17 protein-coding genes are annotated in these 21,090 nt (G+C 69.0%); 8 read left to right on the forward strand and 9 right to left on the reverse strand.

The features are described 5' to 3' along the window. Window positions 1–502: hypothetical protein (locus Rhe02_RS28335; RefSeq protein WP_203911438.1), on the reverse strand; the 502-nt coding region annotated here is incomplete at its 3' end. Between the two features lie 20 nt (window positions 503–522). After that, window positions 523–4,761 (reverse strand): FtsK/SpoIIIE domain-containing protein, encoded by a 4,239-nt coding sequence (locus Rhe02_RS28340; RefSeq protein WP_203911439.1) that lies wholly within the window; start codon window positions 4,759–4,761, stop codon window positions 523–525. Window positions 4,762–4,884: 123 nt separating this feature from the next. Here Rhe02_RS28340 and Rhe02_RS28345 point away from each other — a divergent pair, with 123 nt between their 5' ends. Then, window positions 4,885–5,592 carry an RNA polymerase sigma factor gene (locus Rhe02_RS28345; protein WP_203911440.1) on the forward strand — a complete coding sequence of 236 codons (708 nt, stop codon included), beginning with the start codon at window positions 4,885–4,887 and terminating at the stop codon, window positions 5,590–5,592. Further along, window positions 5,589–6,377 carry an anti-sigma factor gene (locus Rhe02_RS28350; RefSeq protein WP_203911441.1) on the forward strand — a complete coding sequence of 263 codons (789 nt, stop codon included), beginning with the start codon at window positions 5,589–5,591 and terminating at the stop codon, window positions 6,375–6,377. Before Rhe02_RS28345 ends, Rhe02_RS28350 begins: the two co-directional genes overlap by 4 nt. Window positions 6,378–6,430: 53 nt before the next feature. Here the strand turns inward: Rhe02_RS28350 and Rhe02_RS28355 are convergent, their stop codons facing one another. From Rhe02_RS28355 to Rhe02_RS28365, 3 genes are all read right to left on the reverse strand, one after another. Then, complete coding sequence (locus Rhe02_RS28355; RefSeq protein ID WP_203911442.1) at window positions 6,431–6,817, reverse strand: DUF630 domain-containing protein; 387 nt, start codon at window positions 6,815–6,817, stop codon at window positions 6,431–6,433. A gap of 133 nt (window positions 6,818–6,950) precedes the next feature. Beyond that, on the reverse strand, window positions 6,951–7,451 hold the full coding sequence (locus Rhe02_RS28360) for a hypothetical protein (RefSeq protein ID WP_203911443.1): 501 nt from the start codon (window positions 7,449–7,451) through the stop codon (window positions 6,951–6,953). A gap of 87 nt (window positions 7,452–7,538) precedes the next feature. Then, window positions 7,539–12,068, reverse strand: a complete 4,530-nt coding sequence (locus Rhe02_RS28365; protein WP_203911444.1) for a hypothetical protein — start codon at window positions 12,066–12,068, stop codon at window positions 7,539–7,541. Between the two features lie 139 nt (window positions 12,069–12,207). Between Rhe02_RS28365 and Rhe02_RS28370 the strand changes: the two genes are divergently transcribed. After that, the gene (locus tag Rhe02_RS28370) at window positions 12,208–13,041 is read left to right on the forward strand and encodes a hypothetical protein (RefSeq protein WP_203911445.1); all 834 of its coding nucleotides are present in this window, start codon (window positions 12,208–12,210) and stop codon (window positions 13,039–13,041) included. Here the strand turns inward: Rhe02_RS28370 and Rhe02_RS28375 are convergent. Continuing rightward, on the reverse strand, window positions 13,027–13,503 hold the full coding sequence (locus Rhe02_RS28375) for a hypothetical protein (RefSeq protein WP_203911446.1): 477 nt from the start codon (window positions 13,501–13,503) through the stop codon (window positions 13,027–13,029). The genes Rhe02_RS28370 and Rhe02_RS28375 overlap by 15 nt on opposite strands. A gap of 151 nt (window positions 13,504–13,654) precedes the next feature. On the opposite strand from Rhe02_RS28375, the gene Rhe02_RS28380 reads away from it, so the two are divergent. Continuing rightward, window positions 13,655–14,299 (forward strand): GNAT family N-acetyltransferase, encoded by a 645-nt coding sequence (locus Rhe02_RS28380; protein ID WP_203911447.1) that lies wholly within the window; start codon window positions 13,655–13,657, stop codon window positions 14,297–14,299. Here the strand turns inward: Rhe02_RS28380 and Rhe02_RS28385 are convergent. Continuing rightward, window positions 14,296–14,931 (reverse strand): DUF998 domain-containing protein, encoded by a 636-nt coding sequence (locus Rhe02_RS28385; RefSeq protein WP_203911448.1) that lies wholly within the window; start codon window positions 14,929–14,931, stop codon window positions 14,296–14,298. The two genes, Rhe02_RS28380 and Rhe02_RS28385, sit on opposite strands and share 4 nt — an antisense overlap. A 108-nt stretch (window positions 14,932–15,039) precedes the next feature. Between Rhe02_RS28385 and Rhe02_RS50060 the strand changes: the two genes are divergently transcribed. Then, window positions 15,040–15,930: an SMI1/KNR4 family protein gene (locus tag Rhe02_RS50060; RefSeq protein ID WP_239124094.1), complete on the forward strand. Its 891-nt coding sequence runs from the start codon at window positions 15,040–15,042 to the stop codon at window positions 15,928–15,930. Then, a complete protein-coding gene (locus tag Rhe02_RS28390) occupies window positions 15,864–16,166 on the forward strand; it encodes a large conductance mechanosensitive channel protein MscL (RefSeq protein ID WP_239124095.1) in 303 nt (100 codons plus the stop codon). The genes Rhe02_RS50060 and Rhe02_RS28390 overlap by 67 nt, the downstream gene beginning before the upstream one ends. 206 nt (window positions 16,167–16,372) lie before the next feature. Here the strand turns inward: Rhe02_RS28390 and Rhe02_RS28395 are convergent, their stop codons facing one another. Next, the gene (locus Rhe02_RS28395) at window positions 16,373–18,838 is read right to left on the reverse strand and encodes a trehalase-like domain-containing protein (protein WP_203911450.1); all 2,466 of its coding nucleotides are present in this window, start codon (window positions 18,836–18,838) and stop codon (window positions 16,373–16,375) included. Between the two features lie 85 nt (window positions 18,839–18,923). On the opposite strand from Rhe02_RS28395, the gene Rhe02_RS28400 reads away from it, so the two are divergent. Beyond that, window positions 18,924–19,658 (forward strand): peptidylprolyl isomerase, encoded by a 735-nt coding sequence (locus tag Rhe02_RS28400; RefSeq protein ID WP_203911451.1) that lies wholly within the window; start codon window positions 18,924–18,926, stop codon window positions 19,656–19,658. Between the two features lie 50 nt (window positions 19,659–19,708). On the opposite strand, the gene Rhe02_RS28405 is transcribed toward Rhe02_RS28400, so the two are convergent. Continuing rightward, a complete protein-coding gene (locus Rhe02_RS28405) occupies window positions 19,709–20,071 on the reverse strand; it encodes a hypothetical protein (protein WP_203911452.1) in 363 nt (120 codons plus the stop codon). A gap of 84 nt (window positions 20,072–20,155) precedes the next feature. On the opposite strand from Rhe02_RS28405, the gene Rhe02_RS28410 reads away from it, so the two are divergent. Further along, window positions 20,156–21,019: a DUF4184 family protein gene (locus tag Rhe02_RS28410; protein ID WP_275412650.1), complete on the forward strand. Its 864-nt coding sequence runs from the start codon at window positions 20,156–20,158 to the stop codon at window positions 21,017–21,019. The last annotated feature ends 71 nt before the right edge of the window (window positions 21,020–21,090 follow it).

The raw sequence follows: 21,090 nt of genomic DNA on the forward strand, positions 1-21,090 counted from the left end.
TGGGTGTGGCGGGGGTGGGGGGCGTGATGGTGACTGGGACGGGGGGAATGGCTGTGGGGGGTGGGGCGAGGCTGGTGAGGGCTGCGCCGATGGCGAGGCCCGCCTCCTTGCCTGCTGCGGCGGCACCGAGCTCGCCCGGGGCGACCGTCACCTGACGCCGCAGGGTTTCGGCCCGGTCCGGGGTGGTGATCCAGGCTTGGGACCATCCGGCCCGCGCGAACAGTTCGGCGCTCGCGGCCAGCGTATCGTCGAGTATCTGGCCGGCCAGGGACGGTCCAATGACGACGGACACCGGGTGCCATCGCGGCAGCGCCAGCTGCCGGCGCGCGCGCACCAGCATCCGGCGCGCGGTGGCCGAAGGGCCGGGTTGCCGCCACTGCCCGTGCGGCCAGCTCACGCTCGCCAGCGCGATGAGGCGCGGCGGGTGTGACCGGGCCACCGCGATCACGGCGCCCGACTCGCCAAGGCAGATGCCCACGCCCCGGCCGTCCTCCTGCTTCATGGCAACCTCCCGGGTTCGGCTCAAACGGTGGCGTTGGCGGCGAGCAGGGCGGGGGTCGGCAGGATGGCCGCCTGCACCTGGGCCAGGCCGCCGGCCTCGACCAGGTAGCCCCGGCCGGGCACGGCCTTGGGCGGGGCCTCCCGGGGCAGCCGGATGCGCAGGATGTCACCGTCGTCTGTGCCGGGTCGCAGCAGCAGACCGGTACGCGACATGGTGACCGCCCGCTGCCACGCCTGCATGCCGCGGAACGCCTCGGCCCGCCCGGCGACGACGATGTGGGTGGCGACCGCGACGTGGGCGAACAGACGGTCGAGGGCGGCGCCCACGCCCGGCCCCATCGTGTCGACCCCGTCCACCAGCAACAGTCCCCGGCCTTGCGGGGGCCAGCAGGACAGCTCGTCGAACGACCCGGCCAGTTCGGTCAGTTGCGCCGGGTCCCAGCCGGACGGATCGGCCGCGACGACGCAGATGGCCGCATCGGGCGCGCTGAACCGGGCTGCCGCGGCGAACACGCGCAGCGCCGTGGTGCGGCCGCTGCCGGGCGGGCCGGCCACGACGGCATGCATGCCGGGGGCCAGGGCCAGCGCGGCCACCTTGAGATCGCGGTAGTAGCGCCCGATGCCGAACCGCCAAGTCGTGCCGGTCACCGCCGATACCTTGAGGATTTCCGCCGCGGGAACAGTCTCGGGCAGAACACCGATCGTCGCCGTGCTTGCCGCATCCGGGTACATCGCGACAACGCGAGCCACCGCACCGTTCCCGTACCGTCCAATGTGGAGTTCGTGTTGGGTCTGCAGGTCGATGGCGCGAAGCCCGCGCAGATCGGGCACGTCGCGCACGCGCAGCCCGAGGCCGGTGTAGGAGCTGGCGTCGGCCAACCGCAGGCACAGCTTCGTGGGCAGCTGGGCCAGTACCCGGCCGGGCACGGCACGCTCATGGGGTGCCGAGATCAGCAGCCGCAGACCGGCCGTGACCCCGTCGCGCAGCAGCCGCTCCAAGCGCTGGGCGGCGTCGGCCAGCCCGGCCCGCTCGGCACCCTCCACGACCGCACTCCAGCCGGCCAGCACGAGCAGGACTTCCGGGCCGGGTGCCCCGCTGGCGCGCCTGCGGGCGACCTCGCCGTCGAGCAGATCCAGCACCCGGCTGAGCCGCTCGCCGTCGTCGGATCCGACGATCGCCACCACATGCGGCAGGGCGATCAGCTCGTTGAGGCCGCGCCCCACCCCGTCCAGGATGAAGATTTTCAGACGGTCGGGTGGACGGCAGCGCGCCAAGCCCAGGCAGGCCGCGGCGAGGACCGCGCCGGTGGAGTCCGCGTCGGCGGCCAGCACCAGGGTGCCGCCCGCCTCGGGCTGCCACCGCCAAACATCGCTGCGCTGCTCATCGGGAAGGTCCACTATGGCCAGTGGCACCGGGCCGTCGCCGTCGGGCAGGGTCCACGCGTCGACCTCGGCCGGCAGCGGCGCTGGCCACGGCACCCGGGGCGGGTCGTAACCGCCCTGCCGCGCGGCCCCGATAGTGGCCTGCAGCAACAGTTCCAGGTCGGTCGGGCCAGCCGCGGCGGCCGGGCTGACCGCCGCCTGCGACTGCGGAAGCAGGCCGAACGGGGTGACATCGAGACGCTGCGCCGCGTCCGCCGACACGGCCGCTGAGACGAGCGCCGACTGCAGCGCGACGATCTCGCCCGCGCCCAGGCGTACGTAGGCCCGGCCCGGCCGACGCCGGTCGATGTCGGCCGCGTTGCGGGTCCCGAGGACGTCGCGCGAGTCCGCATCGTCCTGAACCCGCAAAGCGACCCGCAGGTTCGTGTTGGCCCGGATCTTCCCGTCGACCACGCCCTGCGGCCGCTGGGTAGCCAGCAGCAGATGGATCCCCAGGCTCCGGCCCCGTTGCGCCACATCGATCAGCGCCGACAGGAAGCCCGGCAGCTCCACGGCCAGAGTGGCGAATTCGTCGATCACGATGACGAGCCGCGGCAGCGGCGGAGAGGGTGCCAGATAGTCGGCGAGGTCGCTCACGCCCGCGTCGCGCAACCGGCGTTCCCGGTAGCGCAGCTCGGCCCGCAGACAGCGCAAGGCCCGCGCGGCAAGGTGTTCGTCCAGATCGGTTACCAGCCCGACCGTGTGCGGCAGCCCCGCGCATGCGTCGAAAGCGCCGCCGCCCTTGAAGTCGACGAGCAGGAAGGTCAGGTCGTCGGGCGAATACTTGCACGCCAGCGAGGCGACCAAGGTTCGCAGCAGCTCACTCTTGCCCGAGCCGGTCGTCCCCACGACCAGACCATGTGGACCGTCGGCGAGCAGATCCACTGTCAGCGGGCCGTGTTCGGTGACGCCAACTGTCGCTTGCAGGCCCGAAACCCCACGCCGCCACCACGCGAAGATCGTCGCCGGGTCGAGCTCGGCGACCGGGCGGCCGAGCCCGTCGGCACTGGCCGCCGCCGCCAGCAGGAGGTCGAAAAGCCTTGCCTGATCGGGCAGGAGAGCCGCCGCGACCGGCTGTTCCGGGTCGGTCCACCGGGCCAGGGCGCGCGCGGAAGCGGTACACACCTGAAGGGAAGCTTGAATTGCGGTCAGGCCCTGGGTGCGCTCACCGGTCACCGCATCGGTCACGGTGGCCAGACCGTCGGGGGTCAGCTCGAGGAAACTGCGGCACACCGACGGCAGCCGCTCTGGGCGTGAGGCGATCACCAGGGCACGGCCACCGCCGCGCGACAGCTTGCCCAGCAACGAGGCCACCGCACCGGTCAACAGGTCCTCCCCGTCGACGACCACCACGACGTGCCGGGTGGTGGCGGGCGTACCTCGGCCGACGAGCGCCGGCGTCGTCGCGGGCGTCGTCTCGGCGGTGAGGCGGGTCAGCAGCGCCACCGCGCCCTCGGCGTCGGTGGCGATGCGCGGCGCACCGTCCTCGCCGGCCAAGTGCGGCAACCACTTCGCCCAGTCCCAGTCGGAAAGCAGCCGGGGGTCGAGCACCAGGGCCAGGTCTATATCGGCCGGGCCGTGCCGGGTGACGAGATCGACGACTACCGCTGCGATCGTTCTGCGCGCGATCTGCAGCGGGCCGACCGCGCCGAGTCCGGAGCGCTCGCGCAGGTCGACGATCACCGGTACGTCCACCAGAGTGGCCCGCGTCTGCAGCACCTCGGCCAGATACGGCAGGGCCGGCAGCGTGTCGCCCCGGCGGCCCAGGTCGGGCCGCCAGGGCAGGTTGCCGATGCCGACCGGCACCCTCAGCTCATCGGCGTCGCCGGGCCGGACCTCCCACAGCCGCCGCCCCGACTCCGAGCGCAGCGCAAGCTCGCCGAGATCGGTGAACCCGGCGCGGGCCGCGTCACCGGCGACTGTTCGCGCCTCGTCGAGGTCCGCACCGAACCGGGCCGCGGCCGCCTCCTCCTGCGCCGCGATCCGGGCCTTGTCCTTCTTGGCCCGGAACTTGCCCTCCACCCACCGCGCCAGCCCCATCATCGGCGTCATCGCGGTCATGACCAGGAAGAACGGGCTGAACACCAGCGCCATGACCACACCGATCGGCAGCGGTGCGAGCAGCAGCAGCCACGAAAGCGGGGCCGGGACCGGTGGTGGCGCGGGCGGTTCGGGCACCGTCACTTGCGGGACGGGTGCCACGGTGGCCACGCGGGGAGTCCTGATCAACGGTGACCGGCCGTGTACGTCCACTGTGGACTCGCCATACGACGCCGCGCTGGCCGCCCGGGACAGCCGGAAGACGGTGGCGCCCAAAGCGATGATCGAGCCTCGGTCCATCCCGGCGGGCGTCGGCAGGTCTGCGGCCAGCGCCTGCCCATCGATTCTTATGACTTCTTCGATCAGCGGGCTGATCTGGCATCCGGCCGCGGTGACCTCGATGCGCACCGCGGGCCGGGTCACCGTTGCGTGGGCGAAGCCGGGTGCGGCGGCGGGCCCCAGGGCGAAGACTCCGTCCCCAACGCGAAGGCGCAGGCCAGAATCGGGCCCGGCGATCTCGGTGAGGTCGATCAGACCCCTTGCCGCTTGTGCGGCGGGTTCCTCCTGCGCGCGCAGACTCAGCACCGATCCGGCCCGCAGCGCCAGCTCGGTGATCCGATCGTGCACGGTCACCGGGACACCGTCGAGATCCATGACGGGGGTTCGGGCCGATGCGGCCGGCCACAGCACGTCCAGCAGTTCGCCGACAGTCACGTCGGCGGCCATCGCGCCGAGGCTCACATCCAGCACGGGCCGGACGACATCGGCAAAGCGCTGGTCGCTGATGCTGAACCTCATGCCACACCGTCCACATCACCGGTCGTCATTCCTGCGCGGTCGACCGGCATTCGCCGCCGACGCCCGCGACGGTTCCCGGGGATCCACAGCGGACGATTTACCACGTAAGGTGGCCACGTGGCCGTGAGGATTCCCCCCGACTCCCCCGCCGGCGCCGCGGCGACCTCGCCCGCCTCCGCCGACGCGGTCATCCCGGCCCAGCCGCAACAGCGGATGCAGCTGCCCGCGGCCACCCTGGTCCGGTTCCGCGACGGCGATGTGGAGGCGCTCAGCGAGGTCTACGACCGGTACGCCCGCCCGGTGTGGTCTGTCGCGATCGGAGTGACCCGCACCGATCAGCTCGCCCAGGAGGCGGTGCAGGAGACGTTCATCCGAGCGTGGCAGGCGGCCTCCTCCTACGATCCCGAACGTGACCTCGGGCCGTGGCTGCTCACCATCGCCCGCTACACGGCGCTGGACATGATGCGCCGCGAGCTGCGGCCCACCCGGGGCGGCCACGAGGCCGAGCAGGACGCCGTGGTCGAGTCGCCCGGCATCGATCAGGCCTGGACCTCCTGGGTGGTGCAGGAGGCGCTCGGCTCGCTGGGCACCGAGGAGCGGGAGATCGTGCGGCTGTCGTTCTTCGAGGATCTGACCCAGGTGCAGATCTCGGAGCGGCTCGGGCTGCCCCTGGGCACCGTGAAGTCCCGTTCGCACCGCGCTCATCGGCATCTCGCCGAGCTGCTCGCGCACGTGCGCGACAATCCCGAATCCGACACCGGGGAACCGGGCCTACCCCGCGGCCCGTATTCAGATCGAGGAACGGGCCAACGACGGAGGGATTCTCGATGAACGCCGGCCTCCGCAACGATGACGCCTTCGTGGACCGGCTCACCGCCTACCTCGACGAGCGGGCAGAACGCGCTTCCGCCGACTCCGGCGTGGCCGAATTCGCCGCGCTGGCCGATGAGCTTCGGGCCCCGGCCACCTGGAGCGCGCCACCGCCCTTTCTGCGCGATAGCATCCTCAGCCGGGTGAGCGACCAGGCAACCGCGGCCGCCACACCTGTGCCGGCCGAACCTGTGGTGGCCGCGCCCGCAACACCTGTGCCGGCCCAACCGGTGGCGGCCGCACCCGTAACACCTGTGGCGGCCGCGCCCCAACGGCAAAAGGCGCGTGCCGAGCGCTGGCGCCCCAGCTGGGGACGCCTCACCTGGGCGATTCCCGTCGCGGCATTCGCTGCGGCCGTGTTCACCTTCGGCGTGCTGGCCGTAGACAGGGCGCTGCAGCCCGGCCCGCCCGCGGGCGAAACGTATGTGGCCAGCGGCACCCAGCTCGCTCCGGACGCCACGGCCACCGTGGTGGTCGCGGCGAATCCGTCCGGCTTCTCGCTGCGGGTGCAGGCAACCGGCCTGCCCGCGGCCGCGCCCGGCTCCTACTATTCGGCCTGGCTGCACGGCCCCCGCGGAGTGGTGCCGCTCGGCTCCTTCCATCAGCGCCAGGAGGGCAGCTCGGTGGCGCTGTGGAGCGGAGTGGACCCGAAGGACTACACCGCTCTGGTGATCACGCTGCAGGCCGAGGGCGAGCCGCCGAGCCCGTCCAACGCTGTCGTCATGACGGCCACCCTGAAGCACTGAACATGACACTGTGGACAGTTGGCAACTGTCCACAGTGTTGGCCTGTAAGCACGTCAGCGGTTGGCCCAGGCGGGCGCCGCTTCCGGGGCTGTCGGCGGCTCGGGGGCCGGCTCCCGTGTTCCGTGATGGTCCTGCCAGTCGCGTAGATCGGCCTGGTACCGCGTATAGGAAGCGGCATAGGTGTGCTGGTCGGCTTGTGCCTGGCGGCAGATCTCGGCCCGTTCCCGGCAGGTGGCCACCAGCTCGGTGAGTTCGGAGGAAACCTGGTCCAGGATCCCGGCGGCCGCGTCGAGCTCGTCGGTCACCAGCCGGGTGAGCTGCCCACCGACCATCACCCCGGTGCCCAGGGCGGCGCGAGCCGATTCCATCATCGACGCGGCCTCCTGCGCGGCGGCCTCCAGCGCGTTGGCCGCTACGTCGTAGTCCTCGGCAAATGGCATGTCAATGCCTCCTTCTCGTCCGCGCGCAGTGGGCCAGGCCGTGCGCGATGGCCGGGACGCTCATCCGTCCCGGCCATCCGCCAGCTGGGCGATCCCGCCGCGGGATCGCGGGATCCGCGCGCCCGTGCCCGCCTCAGACGCGGACGATCCCGGTGTTCATCACGTCGTTGAGCTGCATGGCCTGGGCGTTCATCGCGTGGCCCAGCGACCCGGCCGACTCGGCGGCGGCCGCGGCCACGGTGTTGAACTGGGCCGCGACGTCGGTCAGCTGTGCGCCCAGGCGGGCCAGGTCGGCGCGGAACGCGTCGAACAGTTCCTGTACCTGTGCGGTCGTTTCGGTGACGCGGGCGTCCAGCTCGATGCCGACCTCTTCGGCCTGGGCCCGGTTGGCACCGGTCCACTGGATGCCGCCAAAGCTCGACATGACCGAGCGGGACTCCTGGCTGACCGACTGCAGCGCGGACACGACGGCCATCTGGGCTCCGCTGATCTGCTCCTGCAGACCGGCCACCGCATTGTCCGTAGTGGACACGATGTTTGTGCCGCACGCGACGAGGCTGTCACCCAACACCCGGTAAGCGGCGGCGTGTTCCTGGATCTGCGCGACATCTCCGCCGAGGATTCCAGTGCTCATCTCTTCCTCCCGATCTGGTGTCTCCATGGCGACCGTTGTGCCGCCTGGTTGTTTGGTATTCGCTTGTAGGTGGGCTTACGGTTCGCGTTACTCGTAAACGAAGTCCCCGGTGTCGAAAGTGGACGATTCCTCGAAGGTGAACATCTCCACGTCGCTGAAGCTCTCGGCCGGCTGTGTCGGGGCCAGGTCCGCGTAGTAGAAATCCGCGTCCTGGAAGGAGAATTCGCGGGTCTCGAAGGCCTGCCCTCCGAACGGCGACATGTCGCCGGAGGCCCAATCCACCGACGTCTGCACGAGGAAAGGTGCGCCGTCGAGTGGGTTGAGACCGGCGCTCTCCTCTGGCAGCAGGCTCCCGTCGGGCATCACCGTGCCCTCGGGCAGGAAGGCCGGTTGCGGGATGACGGTCCCGTCCAGGGCTGTCGCCACGACCTGATCAGGCGGCCCGAACGACAGCGCCATCCCTTGCGGCGCAAGCCGTTGCACGCCGTCCTGCCAGGCGAAGCGTTCCTCGACCTCGCGGCGGTAGATCTCGTCGTTGACGATCTGCCGCATCGCCTCGGACTGGTTCGCGCCCATCTTCAGGCCCTGGACCGTCTCATCCATGGCCGCGCCGAACAGCATCCCGGCCGGGCCGCCATACTTCCAGCCCTTCTCCGCGCCGACCACGAGCCCGATTGTCCCGTTGACGAGCGCGCCGTACGGGCCGAAGGCCCTCCAGCCGACGAAGGCGCCTTCGGCAGCGCCCCAAGTGCCCAGCGCCGTGGCGCCGATGAGGGGACCGGCCTGCTGTATGCCGGTGAGGAGGCTGGCATCGAACCGTTGTGCCTCCACGTCGACACCAAGCTGCTCCGCTTGCGCGCGTAGCGATTCGGTCGATATTCCGCCGAAGCCTTCCTCGAACCAGTTGTCGATCGGCCGCCCGTCCGGGCGCAACACGGACTCCTCTGGCAGGTTCTGGTCCAGGTTCGGCATCCGGTCGTCCAGGTCTGGGCCACCCCGCCTGCGCAGGCCGGCCAGCACGATCGGCAAGTCTTCGCCCTGCCCGCTCAGCGTCCGCCCACCGAAGCTGTCCACCACCGTGATCGCGCCGGGCTCCTCGCTGAAGTTGGAGAGCCCGGCCCGCCGCAAGGGTGCCACGTCGCTGCCGAACGGTGGGATGTCGTCGGGCGCAGGGTCCACGGGCATCCGCATCAGGTCGGGCAGCGGCCCCTGCGGCCTGAACATCGGCTGCGGGAGCACCGTCCCGTCAAAAGCCGTCGCGGGGGCCCGCTCGATGCGCCCGAAAGTCAACACCGTGCCCGATGGCGCGAGCTGCTCCACGCTTGTGCGGTAGGCGATCCGGTCATCGACCTCACGGCGGTAGATCTCGGTGTTGAGGAGCTGCTGCATCGCCTCGGACTGGTTCGCGCCCTCCTTCAGCTGCTGGATCTGGGTGCCGAACATGTTCACCCCCACGATCTGCCCGACGAGATTGCCTGCCTCCCAACCCTTGCGGACACCGACGACGAACCCGAGCGTGCCGTTGACGATCGCACCGGGCGGCCCGAACTCGAAACCGGTCAGCGCGCCCTGGGTGGCGCCCCAGCCACCCAACACCGTGGCCCCGGTGGTTCCGAAGATGAAGGGGGCCCACTGCTGCACCCCTTCCAGCAGTCTGGCCTGGGAGCGCTGGGCTTCCGCGTCCTGGCCGAACTGCCGCGCCTGTTCACGCAGAAGCTCGGTCGACATGCCCGCGAAGCCTTCACTGAACCAGTTCTCCGGCGTCTTGGATATTTCCGGGTCTTCAACGGTGGGCAACCGGTCCGCAAGCTCCGGCCCACCCGCGGCCAGAATGAGCGGCGCGCTTCCGTCGCCGCCCTCTCGGAAGCCGGCCAACAGCACGTCCGCGCCGGCGTCGCCGCGCAGGATCTGCGCACCGGAGCTGGTCGCCGCCAGCCTTTCCGGACGCTGGACTCCTGCATTGGCGTCCGGAGCTCTTACCTGGGTACCGAGTGCATCGACCACTTTGGACAGACCATCGACGACGAAGGGCGCGGCAGCTCGGGGATTGGCCCCCTTGAACACCTGCTCGAGGATGGCGCCCACCTCGGCGATGCGCTGGGTCACCACGGCACGGTTTCCCACCACGCTGGTACGCGGATCGTTGAGCGCCGCCACGGCCTGCGAGAGGAACGACCCGGCGAGGAAGGCCTGACCCGCATCGGCCGCGGTGATGGCCCGGGTCAGGTTGCCCAGGACCCCTGTGCCCTGGCCGATCGCCCGCAAGGTGGCCTGCGCCTCCTTGTCGAAGCCGAATAGCGAGCTGCCGAGGCTGGTCGGGGTACCAAAAACACCTCTGGGATCGGAGAAAGCCGTCGCACCGGCGGACACTGCGAGCAGCCCGTTGCCGAACGCGTTGGCGAGGTCGCCGTTCTCGATCGCCTGGACCAGGCCCGCGGCGGGGACGACCATCCTGGTCAGGTCCCGCGCGGTGGTGCCGAGCTGCACCAGGGCTTTGCCGAGCGAGACGTCGCCGCCCATGCTGCGCAACAGTTCCCCACCGTTGCCGAGCGCGGTGGAGAACGCGCCCAGACCGGCCCCGATGCTGCCCAGCAAGGAATCCGCCTGGGTGAACCGGATGACCGAGGTGCCGATGTCGAGCGCCCGCTTCGCGTTGATGAGGAAGTTCAAAGTCTCGTCGCCTTGGAACAGTGTCTTCACGAACTCCATCTGCGATGTCTGGAGCACCGTGGCCGAGACCTCGCCGAACACCTCGGCCCCCGCCGTGAAAGCGGACAGGCCCGAGCCGATGGCCGCCAGCCAGTCCCCTTCCACGGCATGGAACGCCGCCTCACCCAGGCTCAGCGCCATGGCCGCCGCGCCCAAACCCAGCCCCGGCACGAAAAGTGACGCCACACCGAGAGCGATCTTGCCCACCTGGAAGATCGCCTTGAACGGATTGTCCTTCCAGGACTCAAGAATCGCCTTGCCCACCGACTTGATGGTGTCGAACACCCGCGACAGCGTGCTCTTCTTCTTTCGCCGGATCCCGGTCAGCACACCGAGTTCGTCGAAGGACCAGGAGAACTTGTATTTGCCGAGATCCTGTTTGTGGCCACCCGGAATCCCCCATTGGCGGGCGACGAGAAGGAATTCCGGGTTCTTGCGCACCGCATCGGCGTTGCGCAGCCGCAGCCGCGCCCGGCCCAGCACGCCCAGCACACTCTCGCCGACGACCGCGGTGAGCTGCCGCTCGGTCAGCGCCGGTGGGCCGGTGACCGCGATGGTCCGGAAGGCCGCGACGACTTCGATGATGCGCTGGCGCAATTGCGGCCCGGTGGTTGCCTGGCGAAGGTAGCCGAGCGCCGCGATGAACTGGCCCTGGATCGCCGGGGACTGGGCCAGCGCCGCCGGGATCTGGCTCGCCACGAACGCGAACAGCTGCTGCTGCAACGATTCGGTGAGTTCGGCCGGCACCGGTCCGGACAGGTCGATGCCGAGCGCCGCCATTCCCCTGTCCAGCAGGGCGGCCAAGCCCGCGATCGTGGTGCCGGTGAGGACACCCGTGCGCAGCCCTAGCTGAAGGATCTGCCCGATCCCCGGTTCGTTGAAGAACGCGAGCGGGTCTGGATCACCCTGGAAACCCGTTGGCAGCAAAGCACTTTGCAGCAATCGGTTGGCTCTCAGGTAGGCCACCGCGTCAGCGAAGCGCTGCGCCGGGGTCCCGCCCGGGTCGGCCCAGCCCACCCGCTCCGCGAAGGCGAGCGTCTGCACGAGCTGGGTGTCGTCCGGGCCGGTGAGGTCCTGCCCGACCAGGAAGGCGGGCAGCCAATCGGCGATGGCCGGGAACGCCGCCTCGGTCTGTGCCACGATCGTGGCGACGTCGCCGCCGCCGGTGGTCGCGAAGTCATAGGTGGCAACAACATCGCCGAGCGTGGGCAGGCCGGTGGCGAGCGCCAGCCGGCGGTCGAGCTCGAACGTGCCGGCTACCCAATCGGCGAGGCGGCCGGGGTCGGCGAGGACCTCGTTGACGGTCACGCCGTCGGCCCAGAAGTCCTGCCAGAAAACCTCTGTGCCGCCTCGGGTGTTGCGCTGCCGGGTCTCGGCATCGCCGGACGGTCCGGCGTGCTCGATCCCAAGCCGCAGGGCCACTGTCCGCAGATCGGCCACCTGTTCCGGTACGAGTTCCGGCCGTTGGCCGGCCAGCAGCGCAGGCAAGACCGCGGGGCTGAGCCGGGCCAGGGCCGCGTCCAGTTCCGGATCCGCTCCCGGCGGGGCGAGCCCGGCCAGGACGGCACGCAGATCGACCGGGCCGCCGAAGCCGATGAGATCAGTGATCGCCATCCCTAGCTGCTCGGCCGAAACGCCCAGTCCGGACGCGATGCGCTGGGGGTCCAAAGTGAACTGTTCGGCCAGGCCCGCCTTGTCCGCCACACCCGACGCGAGCCGGGAAAACCCGTCCTGTACCAACGCCAGCTGCACCGGCACCTGACTGGGCAGATCGGCCAGCTTCAGCGCGCCCACGCTTTCGCGCCGTATGGTCTCCGCCCGCGTCGCAGTGTCCGCCAAGACCTTGGCCAGGTCCCGCACCCCGCGAATGTCCAGCCCGACGTAGGCCATCGAAACCACTCCCGTCACCCGAAGGTTGTCGACTCCCCGGGTTCGCCGCATCCCAGCGCAACGGTTCCCATCAATCTCGCGCGTTTTTTCGGGAACCGGCGGCAGCGCTCACGGCGAAAGCAGGTGAACGAGATCGAGTCCACACAGGAGGTACGCCGTGTCGGTCGACGTCAGCACAGCAAGGGTTCGCGACATCCCGGATGACCGGTGGGCGGGCACGCCGCTGGCAAGCGCGCACTGGTTGGAGAGCACGACCGGGTTCCCGCAGGGAAGCGTCGGCGCTCACGACAGCGGCGGCGGCGCCGAGGTGGTCTGCGCCGTGCGCGGATTCCGGCTCACCCGGCAACAGGTCACCGAGGTCCTGGCGTTCGCCGAATTCCTGGCCGGTAGCGCCCTCACCCCGGCCGACCGGGCCGAGATCGAGGAAGACATCATCGACGCGTTCGAGGACTCTCCGAAAGCGGCGGTGAAGTTCCTGCAGCCCATCTCGGGCGGGGTGGCCCGGATGGGTTCCATGGACCCGATCGAGCGCTGCCAGCGGCGGCTACACGCGCTGACCAGCAGCTATACCGTCGATCAGCGCAAGCGTAGCGACGGCGCGGATCCCGACCCGGTCATGTCGGTGGTGGGACGCTACAACCCCCTCGTGCGCTACTGGGCCTCCACCGGCATCGTGCTCGTCGAAGATGCGCTGAGCGCCCGTTTCCAGCAGCACCAGCTCGTGCTCTCCCTCATCGGCCGAGAACCCGAGCCGGCCCAGTTCCTGCGGGAACGCCTGCTGGCCCGCCTCGGCGACGCGGGTGCGGTCGAGATCGCCGACCTTGCCGCGGCGGAGTTCCGGCTGCTGTCGATGCGCGCGTGGCTGCGCGATCTGGGCGAGGCCACCCTGCGGATCCTGCGCGCGGATCTCCTTCGCGCCGTGCCGTCCGCGCTCGACATGGACATTGTGGTCCAGCAGGTCGGTTTCCGCGCGGCTCTAAGCGCCAGCTGATCCTTGCCGGGCGGCCTGCCGGACCGCGCGCGCTGTTCGGATCGCGGCGAGCACGGTCACGAGGCTGGCCACTGTCCACAGTGGATAGGCCACCCAGCGCGTGTCCAGCGCCGTCTTATCGAACGCGCCGCCGGCCGAGGTGACCGCCTGGTACACCCAAAAAAGCCCTTGGACCAGCACCGCGATCAGAACGCTGGCCCACGCCCACGCCCATGCGGCGTTGCGCCGCGTTCGGACCAGCCAAATGACCACGGCGACGGCAGCCACCACCGACCCGGCGATCCAAAACCTGTCGGCCACGATCGTCGCATCGCCACGAGGCATCAGCTGCTGCCACACTTCATAAGCCAACCAGGCGGGTACCACGTCGGCGCTGCCATGGGTCACCACGGTAATCCGGTCCTCGTAATGGCCCACCGCCATGATCGTGTGGAACACATCGAGGATCGCCCAAAGACTCAACGCAAGCACCAACACACGCGCCGAAGCCCGCAGCTCAACCGTCGCCTGTTCCACAAGTCCCCGTTCCGTCGAAGGTCACCGTCGAGTATGCCGCCTGCCCGTGACCATCCCCCCGGCCCGGGGTGGGGTGGGCGTGCTGCAAGATTCAGGTGTGGCCAAGCTGACTGACTTCCTCATTGAGTATCTCGGAGATTGGCCCGGCACGCCGGGGCTGACCATTGCTGGAGCCGAGGTGCGTATCCGTCCTGGGTGGGACGGGCAGCTGCGCGAGGTGGTCGGTGTGGGCAGCCCGCAGAGCGCGGTGATCTCCGTGCCGCCCAGTTCCGCCACGCTGGCGCGCGATCGGGTGCTCAGCTGGGAGCAGGCTCAGGCGGCGCTGCCCGAGGTGTTCGCTCGCCCGGACAGCCGGGTCTATTACGGCACGTTCCGGTGGACCTACCAGCCGACCGATCTTCCCGATGCCGGGGTTTGGATTCCGGCCGACGATCCGCTTGTGCCGCCGTGGCTGCATCCCTTCGGGGGCGACGTGCTGATGACGCTGATCGACGGGAAGTATGCCGCAGGGGTGGGCATCAAGCGGCACAACGCTTCTGGTCTAGAGATTTCTGTGGGTACCGAGCCCGAGCACCGCGGCAAGGGATTGGCCGCCGGCCTGGTGGCGCAGGCGGCGCGATGGATCCTGGCCCAGGACGCGGTGCCGATCTACCTGCACGATCCGGCCAACGTCGCCTCGGACCGCACGGCCAACGCGGCAGGGTTTCCCGATGAAGGCTGGCAGATTCTGGGCATGGGTTAGCCCGCGGCGCTGCCCCTCAGCCGCACCGCGATCGCGACCGTCCAGATGAGCCACGGGAACGCGGCCAGCCGTTCCAGCGTGCCTGCGCCCACACCTACGTCGGCCTGGGTCAGGAACAGCGCGGTGCCCGCCACCCCGGCCAGGCCCAGGGTGAGGCTGATCCCGCGCATCGAGCCCAGGACGGAAGGCCGACGGGCCAGCGATGCCACGAGCATGCCGGCATTGGCCAGTACAAAAATCAGCATCGCCGCAAGAAAGTGATTGTTCTCGTTCACGTCGGCCGGATAGAGCCCGGCCAGGAGATAACCACTCGCGCCCGCGAGCGTCAGCACCTGTGCCGTCCGCGCGCAGATCCCTTCCCCGAGCGCCGACCAGGTGAGCAGGGCCCCGAGCGCGAGCAGCACGCCAGTGGCGATCATCGCGCTGTTCATCGCCACATGCCAGGGCGAGCAGACCTCGCGCGGCCGGGAAGTGTCCCACACCCCGCAGGTCACGTTGCCAAGGTCGCTGATGTTGTTGGTGGCCCAGCTGAACGGCGGATGTCGCCAGGCCAGCCCGGTGACCACGTTCGCGACCAGGAACAGGGGTGTGGCCAGCAGCCAGCAGTAGGCGCCCAGGCGGTGTGTTCGCATCAGCTAACTTCAGCGTCCGGCGGTGACAGCCGCACTGGGCCCAGCCCGTCAAAATCGGGTAGGGCCAGGCATACCGCCGGCATTCGAGGAGTGCCTAGACTTCGCGTCATGCTGCAGGTTGAAGCATTCGCAGATGAGGATGTCACCGAGGCCTGGACACGGATCGAGGCGGGGCTGAGCCGTGTCCTGCCCGCTTCGCTGCCGCGCCTCGCGCCGCCGGCCGAGGTGGAGGCGATCGAAGAGGCGGAAGCCGTGCTGGAATTGGTGCTGCCACAGGATTTCCGGGCCAGTCTGCGCATCCACAACGGAACGGCATGGGGTCTGCCCAGCCCGGTTCCGCTGGAGTGCCTCTTCGACGCCAGCGGAATCGTCGAGTCGACCAGGATGTGGCGCACCACGATCGATGCGGACCCGGTCTTTGACGACCCCCGGGTCTGGGCCTTCATGGTCGACGAGAGCAGGATTCATCTCAACGGGCCGGTGCGGCCGACGCTGAGCGCCGAGGGCAGGGTGTGCGTCGGCACCATGAACGGCGACGTGCACTGGTTTCTCGACCTCGATCCGCCACCGGGCGGCACACCGGGACAGGTGATCCGGATCGATCCCGAGTGCACCGCATGGGACGTCCTCGCGCCGTCGTGGCGGCAGCTGCTGATCCGCTACGCCGAAGACCTGGAGCTGTTCGCGACCACTCCGGACAGCTCCGGTCTGGACATCGCACCGGAAGCCGGACCGGCGTGCGAATGGGGCAGCCGGACCGGCGTGCGAATGGGGCAGCCGGCCCAGCCCGCGCGGAGCACGCCCGGCTTATCTCCAGGAGGTTCAGGCGCTCAATCCCTACTCGTGGTGATCCGGCGGGTTATCCTGCGGTGGTGCTCAAGGGGTTCAAGGAGTTCATCACCAGGGGAAACGTCGTCGACCTCGCGGTCGGTGTGGTCATCGGCGCTGCCTTCGGCGCGGTCATCACCCAATTCACCGCCTCCTTCCTTGACCCACTGATCCGGCTGCTCACCGGCGGCAAGCAAGCCGGTGGCACCTTCACCATCGACGGCGTCGTCTTCGATTACGGCGCTTTCATCAACGTCCTCATCGCGTTTCTGCTCACCGCCATCGCCATTTATTTCTTTGTCGTGGTACCGATTAACCACCTCGCCAAGCGCAAAGCCTCCGAAGAGCTGAGCCGTGAGGCCCAGCTGCTCACGGAAATCCGCGACCGCCTTCCCGCGGACAGGTAGCCGGGAAACTCTGCGGCACTTGCCCTTGCGGCGATCACCGGGCAGGATCGCTGCGGGAGGCGACCATGGACGCTCTGGAATTCCTTCGGCTGCTGCTGCGCTATCTGCACCTCATCGGCTTCGCGCTGCTGCTGGGCGGCGTCGCGGTGCAATACTTCAACGGCCGCTATCAGGTGAACTGGGTCATGCGCATCGGCATCGGCGCGCTACTGACCTTCGGTGCGCTGCTGGCGATCCCGTTCCCGGCAGGCATCGACCTCAACTACCCCAAGCTCGCGGTCAAGCTCGGCATCGGTGTCCTCATCGGCGCCGCCATCGGCGTGGCCGTGGTGCGTGAGCGGGCCGGCAAGCCCGTCTCGAAAGGCCACTTCCTCGGCATAGGGCTGATGACCCTGCTCAACGCGGCGATCGCGGTCTTCTGGCGGTGACCATCTCCCGCAGTCCAGCAGCACGGCGCATCGGATGAGCCCGAGGTGGCTGTAGGCCATGGGATGGTTGCCCAGGCTCAGATTCTGCGCGACGTCATACATCTCCGGCATGAGTCCGGTAGGGCCGAGCAGTCCGAGGAATTGCTGAAACAGATCGTGCGCTTCGAGGCGGCGTCCGGTGCGGAGGTAGGCCTCGACAAGCCAGGTGGTACAGAGATGAAAACCGCCCTGATCACCGTCGAGACCGTCGTCCCAGTTGTATCGGCAGACGGTGGGCCCCACTCGAAGGTGCTTCTCCACGGCGTGCACGGTTTGCCGGAATCGGGGATCTGCGGGCTCGATCAGGCCGGTGAGGCCGACCCAGAGGGCGGCCGCGTCAAGATGGTCATTGTCGTATGCCTCGGTGAACGCGGCGACGTCGCCGTTCCAGCCCTTGGTCAGGACCTCCTCTCGGATTGTGGCAGCCAGCCTGGTCCACGATTCGATGTCCGCGTCGTGGCGTTGGGTCAGGGCCGCGATGTCGATCGCGCGCACCACGGCCCACCAGCACATGACCTTCGAATGCAGGTGGTGCCGTGGCCTTTGCGGAGGCTCCCAGATCCCTTGATCGGGATCGCTCCAGCCCACCGAAACCGCTTGGACCATGGCCAGAACGAGCCGCCACTCGTGTTCGGCGATCAGCGGGCCGTCCCCTGCACCGCGAGCCGCTCTGGTCTCTACCACAGCGGCGACGAGGTCCACCACCGGACCGAAGATGTCGCGCTGGATCTGGTTGTCGGCCTGGTTGCCGACTCGCACCGGCCCTGAGCCGCGGTGTCCCGCGACGGTGGTGATCTGCGCTTCGAGCCCCAGCTCGCGCCCGTCGAGGGTGTACAGCGGGCGCAGCCGCTCCGGGTGCCCATGTGTTTGAGCGACACAGCGTTCGATCCAGCCAAGCAGCGCTTCGGCCTCCGCTAGCGAGCCGAGCCTGACCAATTCCCGAGCCGACATCGACGCATCGCGAATCCAGCAGTAGCGGTAGTCCCAGTTGCGGCTGGCCCCCAGCGTTTCCGGCAGCGACGTGGTGACCGCGGCCAGGAACGCACCGGTCGACCGGTGCCAGAGCCCGCGCAGGGTCAAGGCGCTACGCCGGACTTCGTCGGTGGCGATCGCCGGCAAGTTGAGGGTGTCGGCCCATTCCTGCCAGGGCCGCAGGCTCGCGCCGACCTGCTCATGTGGTGAGAGCGCGGGCGGTTCGAGGTCGCTTGTGCCGCATCTGAGATCGAGCAGAACAGGTCCCGACTTGGCCAGGTCGACGATTCCGATGGCGACATCGTCCAGAATGGACCAGCTGACGCCCGGCGAGTACAGCGCACAGACATCGACACCAGCGAGCATCAAAAGCCCGTTCGGCCCGACCCGGAGGATCGCGGTGGTCTGCCCGAATTTCGGCTTCGGAGCGAATTCGATGCGGACTACGCCTGTCCCTTCGAGTACCCGGATCAGTGATGTCGTCAGATGTTGCTCGCCATAGAGACGGCTGGTGAGCCAGTCGGTGAGCGTCAGCTCGGTCCAGCTGGTCTCCACCGTCATGCTGGAACCCACGTAGCGCTGGCCCCGCAACGATTCCGGCCCGATTGGCCGCAGATCACCGGTCAGGGGCTCGATCGAAAAATGTCCGGCGGAGGTTCCGCCGAGGAGATCCGCGAAGATCGGCGGTGAGTCGGCCCGGGGATGGCAGAACCAGGTCACCCGAGCATCCGGCGTCAACAGGGCGACGGTCTGCCCGTTGGCCATCATCGAATGCTCTTCGATGGCGACCCCGGGCGGTGCCAGGTACCCCTGCGGCGCCAGCGGAAATGGGCCACTCACAGCGGTCGTGAGCGAGGCGACGAAAGCTGCCGACGGCAAACGACCGCCGGTCACATCCTCGTAGTGAACACCACCGAGCCTGAAGAACGGCTCGCCGGCCAGGAGCAGCGGAAGGATCGGCTTTCGCCGCGTTCTGGCCCGGTGCAGCTCGTTGTCGACCCACTCGGACTCCTCGGCGGCCGGTGACATCACCACCACCAGGGCCGCACATCGATCAATGCGATCGCGCAGCATGGCCACCCATCGATCGCCACTGACGATGGACTCATCGATCCACACCTCGAAACCCTGCGACTGCAGGAATGCCCGCAGCGTCGCCACATAGCCGGTGTCGGTGTGGGAGTAGCTGATGAACACGTGGCCACCCGGCGAGGCGGGCTCCGGCTGCGACACGCTGCCTCCTGACAAACCGTGGCCGATCTGACAATGTGACATTGATGATTGTCCACTCACGGTTCCACCCTGGGGAGGAAAGACAATGATGTCTCGGCTCATCCGGACAACGATCATTGGCGCGGCCGGCGTGCTGCTGCTGGGCTTCTTGCCGGCCGCGGCTTCGGCCGAGCCACCGGCTCGCAGCACCAAAGGGCCATGCCAGTACACGCAGACCCCTGACGATCCCGCCGTGCGCAAGGTGCCGCTGCCGCCCGACCCGCGGCGCACCCCGACCGGGGATCGTCTTGCCACGCTGCGTACCAATCACGGGCCCATCAACCTCACCCTGACTGGCAGCAAGGCGCCATGCACGGTGCAGAGTTTCGCCCACCTCATCCGGCATCGCTTCTACGACCTGACCAGCTGCCACCGGCTGACCGCCTACCCGACGCTCAAGGTCCTGCAGTGTGGCGATCCGTCGGGCACCGGCTCGGGCGGGCCGGGCTACCAGTACAAAGACGAGCTGCCGACAGATCTGCCGCCTGTTCCTGATCGGCCCGACCGGGTCTTCTATCCGCGCGGCGTGCTGGCGATGGCCAACGCCGGACCGAACACCAACGGCAGCCAGTTCTTCCTCGTCTACGCCGACTCCATCCTGCGCCCCAACTACACGGTCTTCGGCTGGATGGACAGCCGCGGCCTGGCCGTTCTCGACGAAATCGCCGCGGGTGGAATCGCGCCCACCCCGGAGGATCCAGCGCCCGTGGACGGCGCGCCCGCACTCGCGGCCCGCATTCTCCACGCCGACGTGCACTGGCTGGAATGCCCCCACTGCTGAAATAAACCGCCAACCGGGGCGGTGGCGCTGCGCCACCGCCCCGGAGCGGATCAGGATTGGCGCGTCAGCACCATCCCGTAGCCGGGATAGCCGTAGTTCAGGCTGCATCCGGTCAGCATGAAGCCGGAGTAGACGACGGCCCAGCCGGCCGGGACCGGGCTGCCGCTACAGGCGGTAACGTTCGTGCCGATCGGGTAGCCGTTGACCTGCATCACCCGGGAAGCGTTGTAGACCGCGCCGGGTGGGGTGTAGCAGGCTCCGCTGTAGGTGTAGTAAATGATGACCGAACCGGATGGAGCGCCGATGCCACATACCGTGCTCTGGTCGCCTGGAGCTGCCTGCGCTGCGGCCGGGATAGCCAGCATTCCCACGCCGACCAGGAACGCGATCAGCGCCATACGCAATGTGCGCACATTTTCCTCCATTGCCTGACGAGGACGTCCACCCCTGCGGGCCACCCGCGGAGCCCCGGCGCTTCCCGTCTGGCGTGGCCTGAGGTGATCGAGCGGCCTGCCCTCCGCCGAATCGAGGTTACCAAGTTGCCGGCGACGATTCCCTCGCATCAAGGTGCCGTTGTGGGGCTCAAGCTGTGGCGGCCACGCTGGTTCGACGGCGTGGCGCTCGTGGTCGGCGCGGCCGCACCCGACGCCGCCTACGCGGTGACGGGCCTGCCGATCGACATCCGCAGCCACGCCTGGCACGCACTGGGATGGTTCAATCTGCCGCTGACCGTCGTGGTCGCGGTATTGATCCGGCGTGCCGCGCCATACATCGTGGCCCATCTGCCCTCCGGCGGCCGGCTGGCCATACGCGACTACGGCGTTCTGGCCACGGTGCGCCACCCGGTCATGGTCACCGTTTGCTCGGCGTTGCTCGCCGCGCTCAGCCATCAGCTGTGGGATTCGATCACGCATCCGTACCTGCTGATAGGGCATCCCTTTTACGGAAACGGCACCTACCTGACGGCCATGCATGCCACCGCGTTTGCCGGACTGCCCTGGTGGCGGGTGATTCATCTGGCGTCGGAACTTCTCGGAAGCGCGATCAGCATCGCGGTGGCTCTCCGGATCGGCCGGCGGCGGCTGCTGGTCCGCTGGCACGGGCCGGCCCCGATCGCGCCGCGGCGTCCCCTCGTGTTCTGGCCGGTCGCGGCCGCGGTGTGGGTGGCCCTGGTTGCGGGAGCGGCCGCATTGCCGCGCAACGATCTCATCAACGTCGCCGGATCTCGGTTGCTCATCGCGGTCACCGTGGCCGTCCTGGCCGCCGCGGCCACGGTGCGCTGGCTGGCCGGACCAGCAAAGTCCATTTTGGATGATCGACGATCGCACCCGGCAGGTGTCGGGAATCCGATTGGCGACTGACGCAGTCTGGACCGGCGCCTACCCCCTATGTAGAGTTTCGAGCATGGTCGACGATGTGTGCATGGTCGCGC

This window comes from Rhizocola hellebori, assembly GCF_016862955.1.
GTDB lineage: Bacteria > Actinomycetota > Actinomycetes > Mycobacteriales > Micromonosporaceae > Rhizocola > Rhizocola hellebori.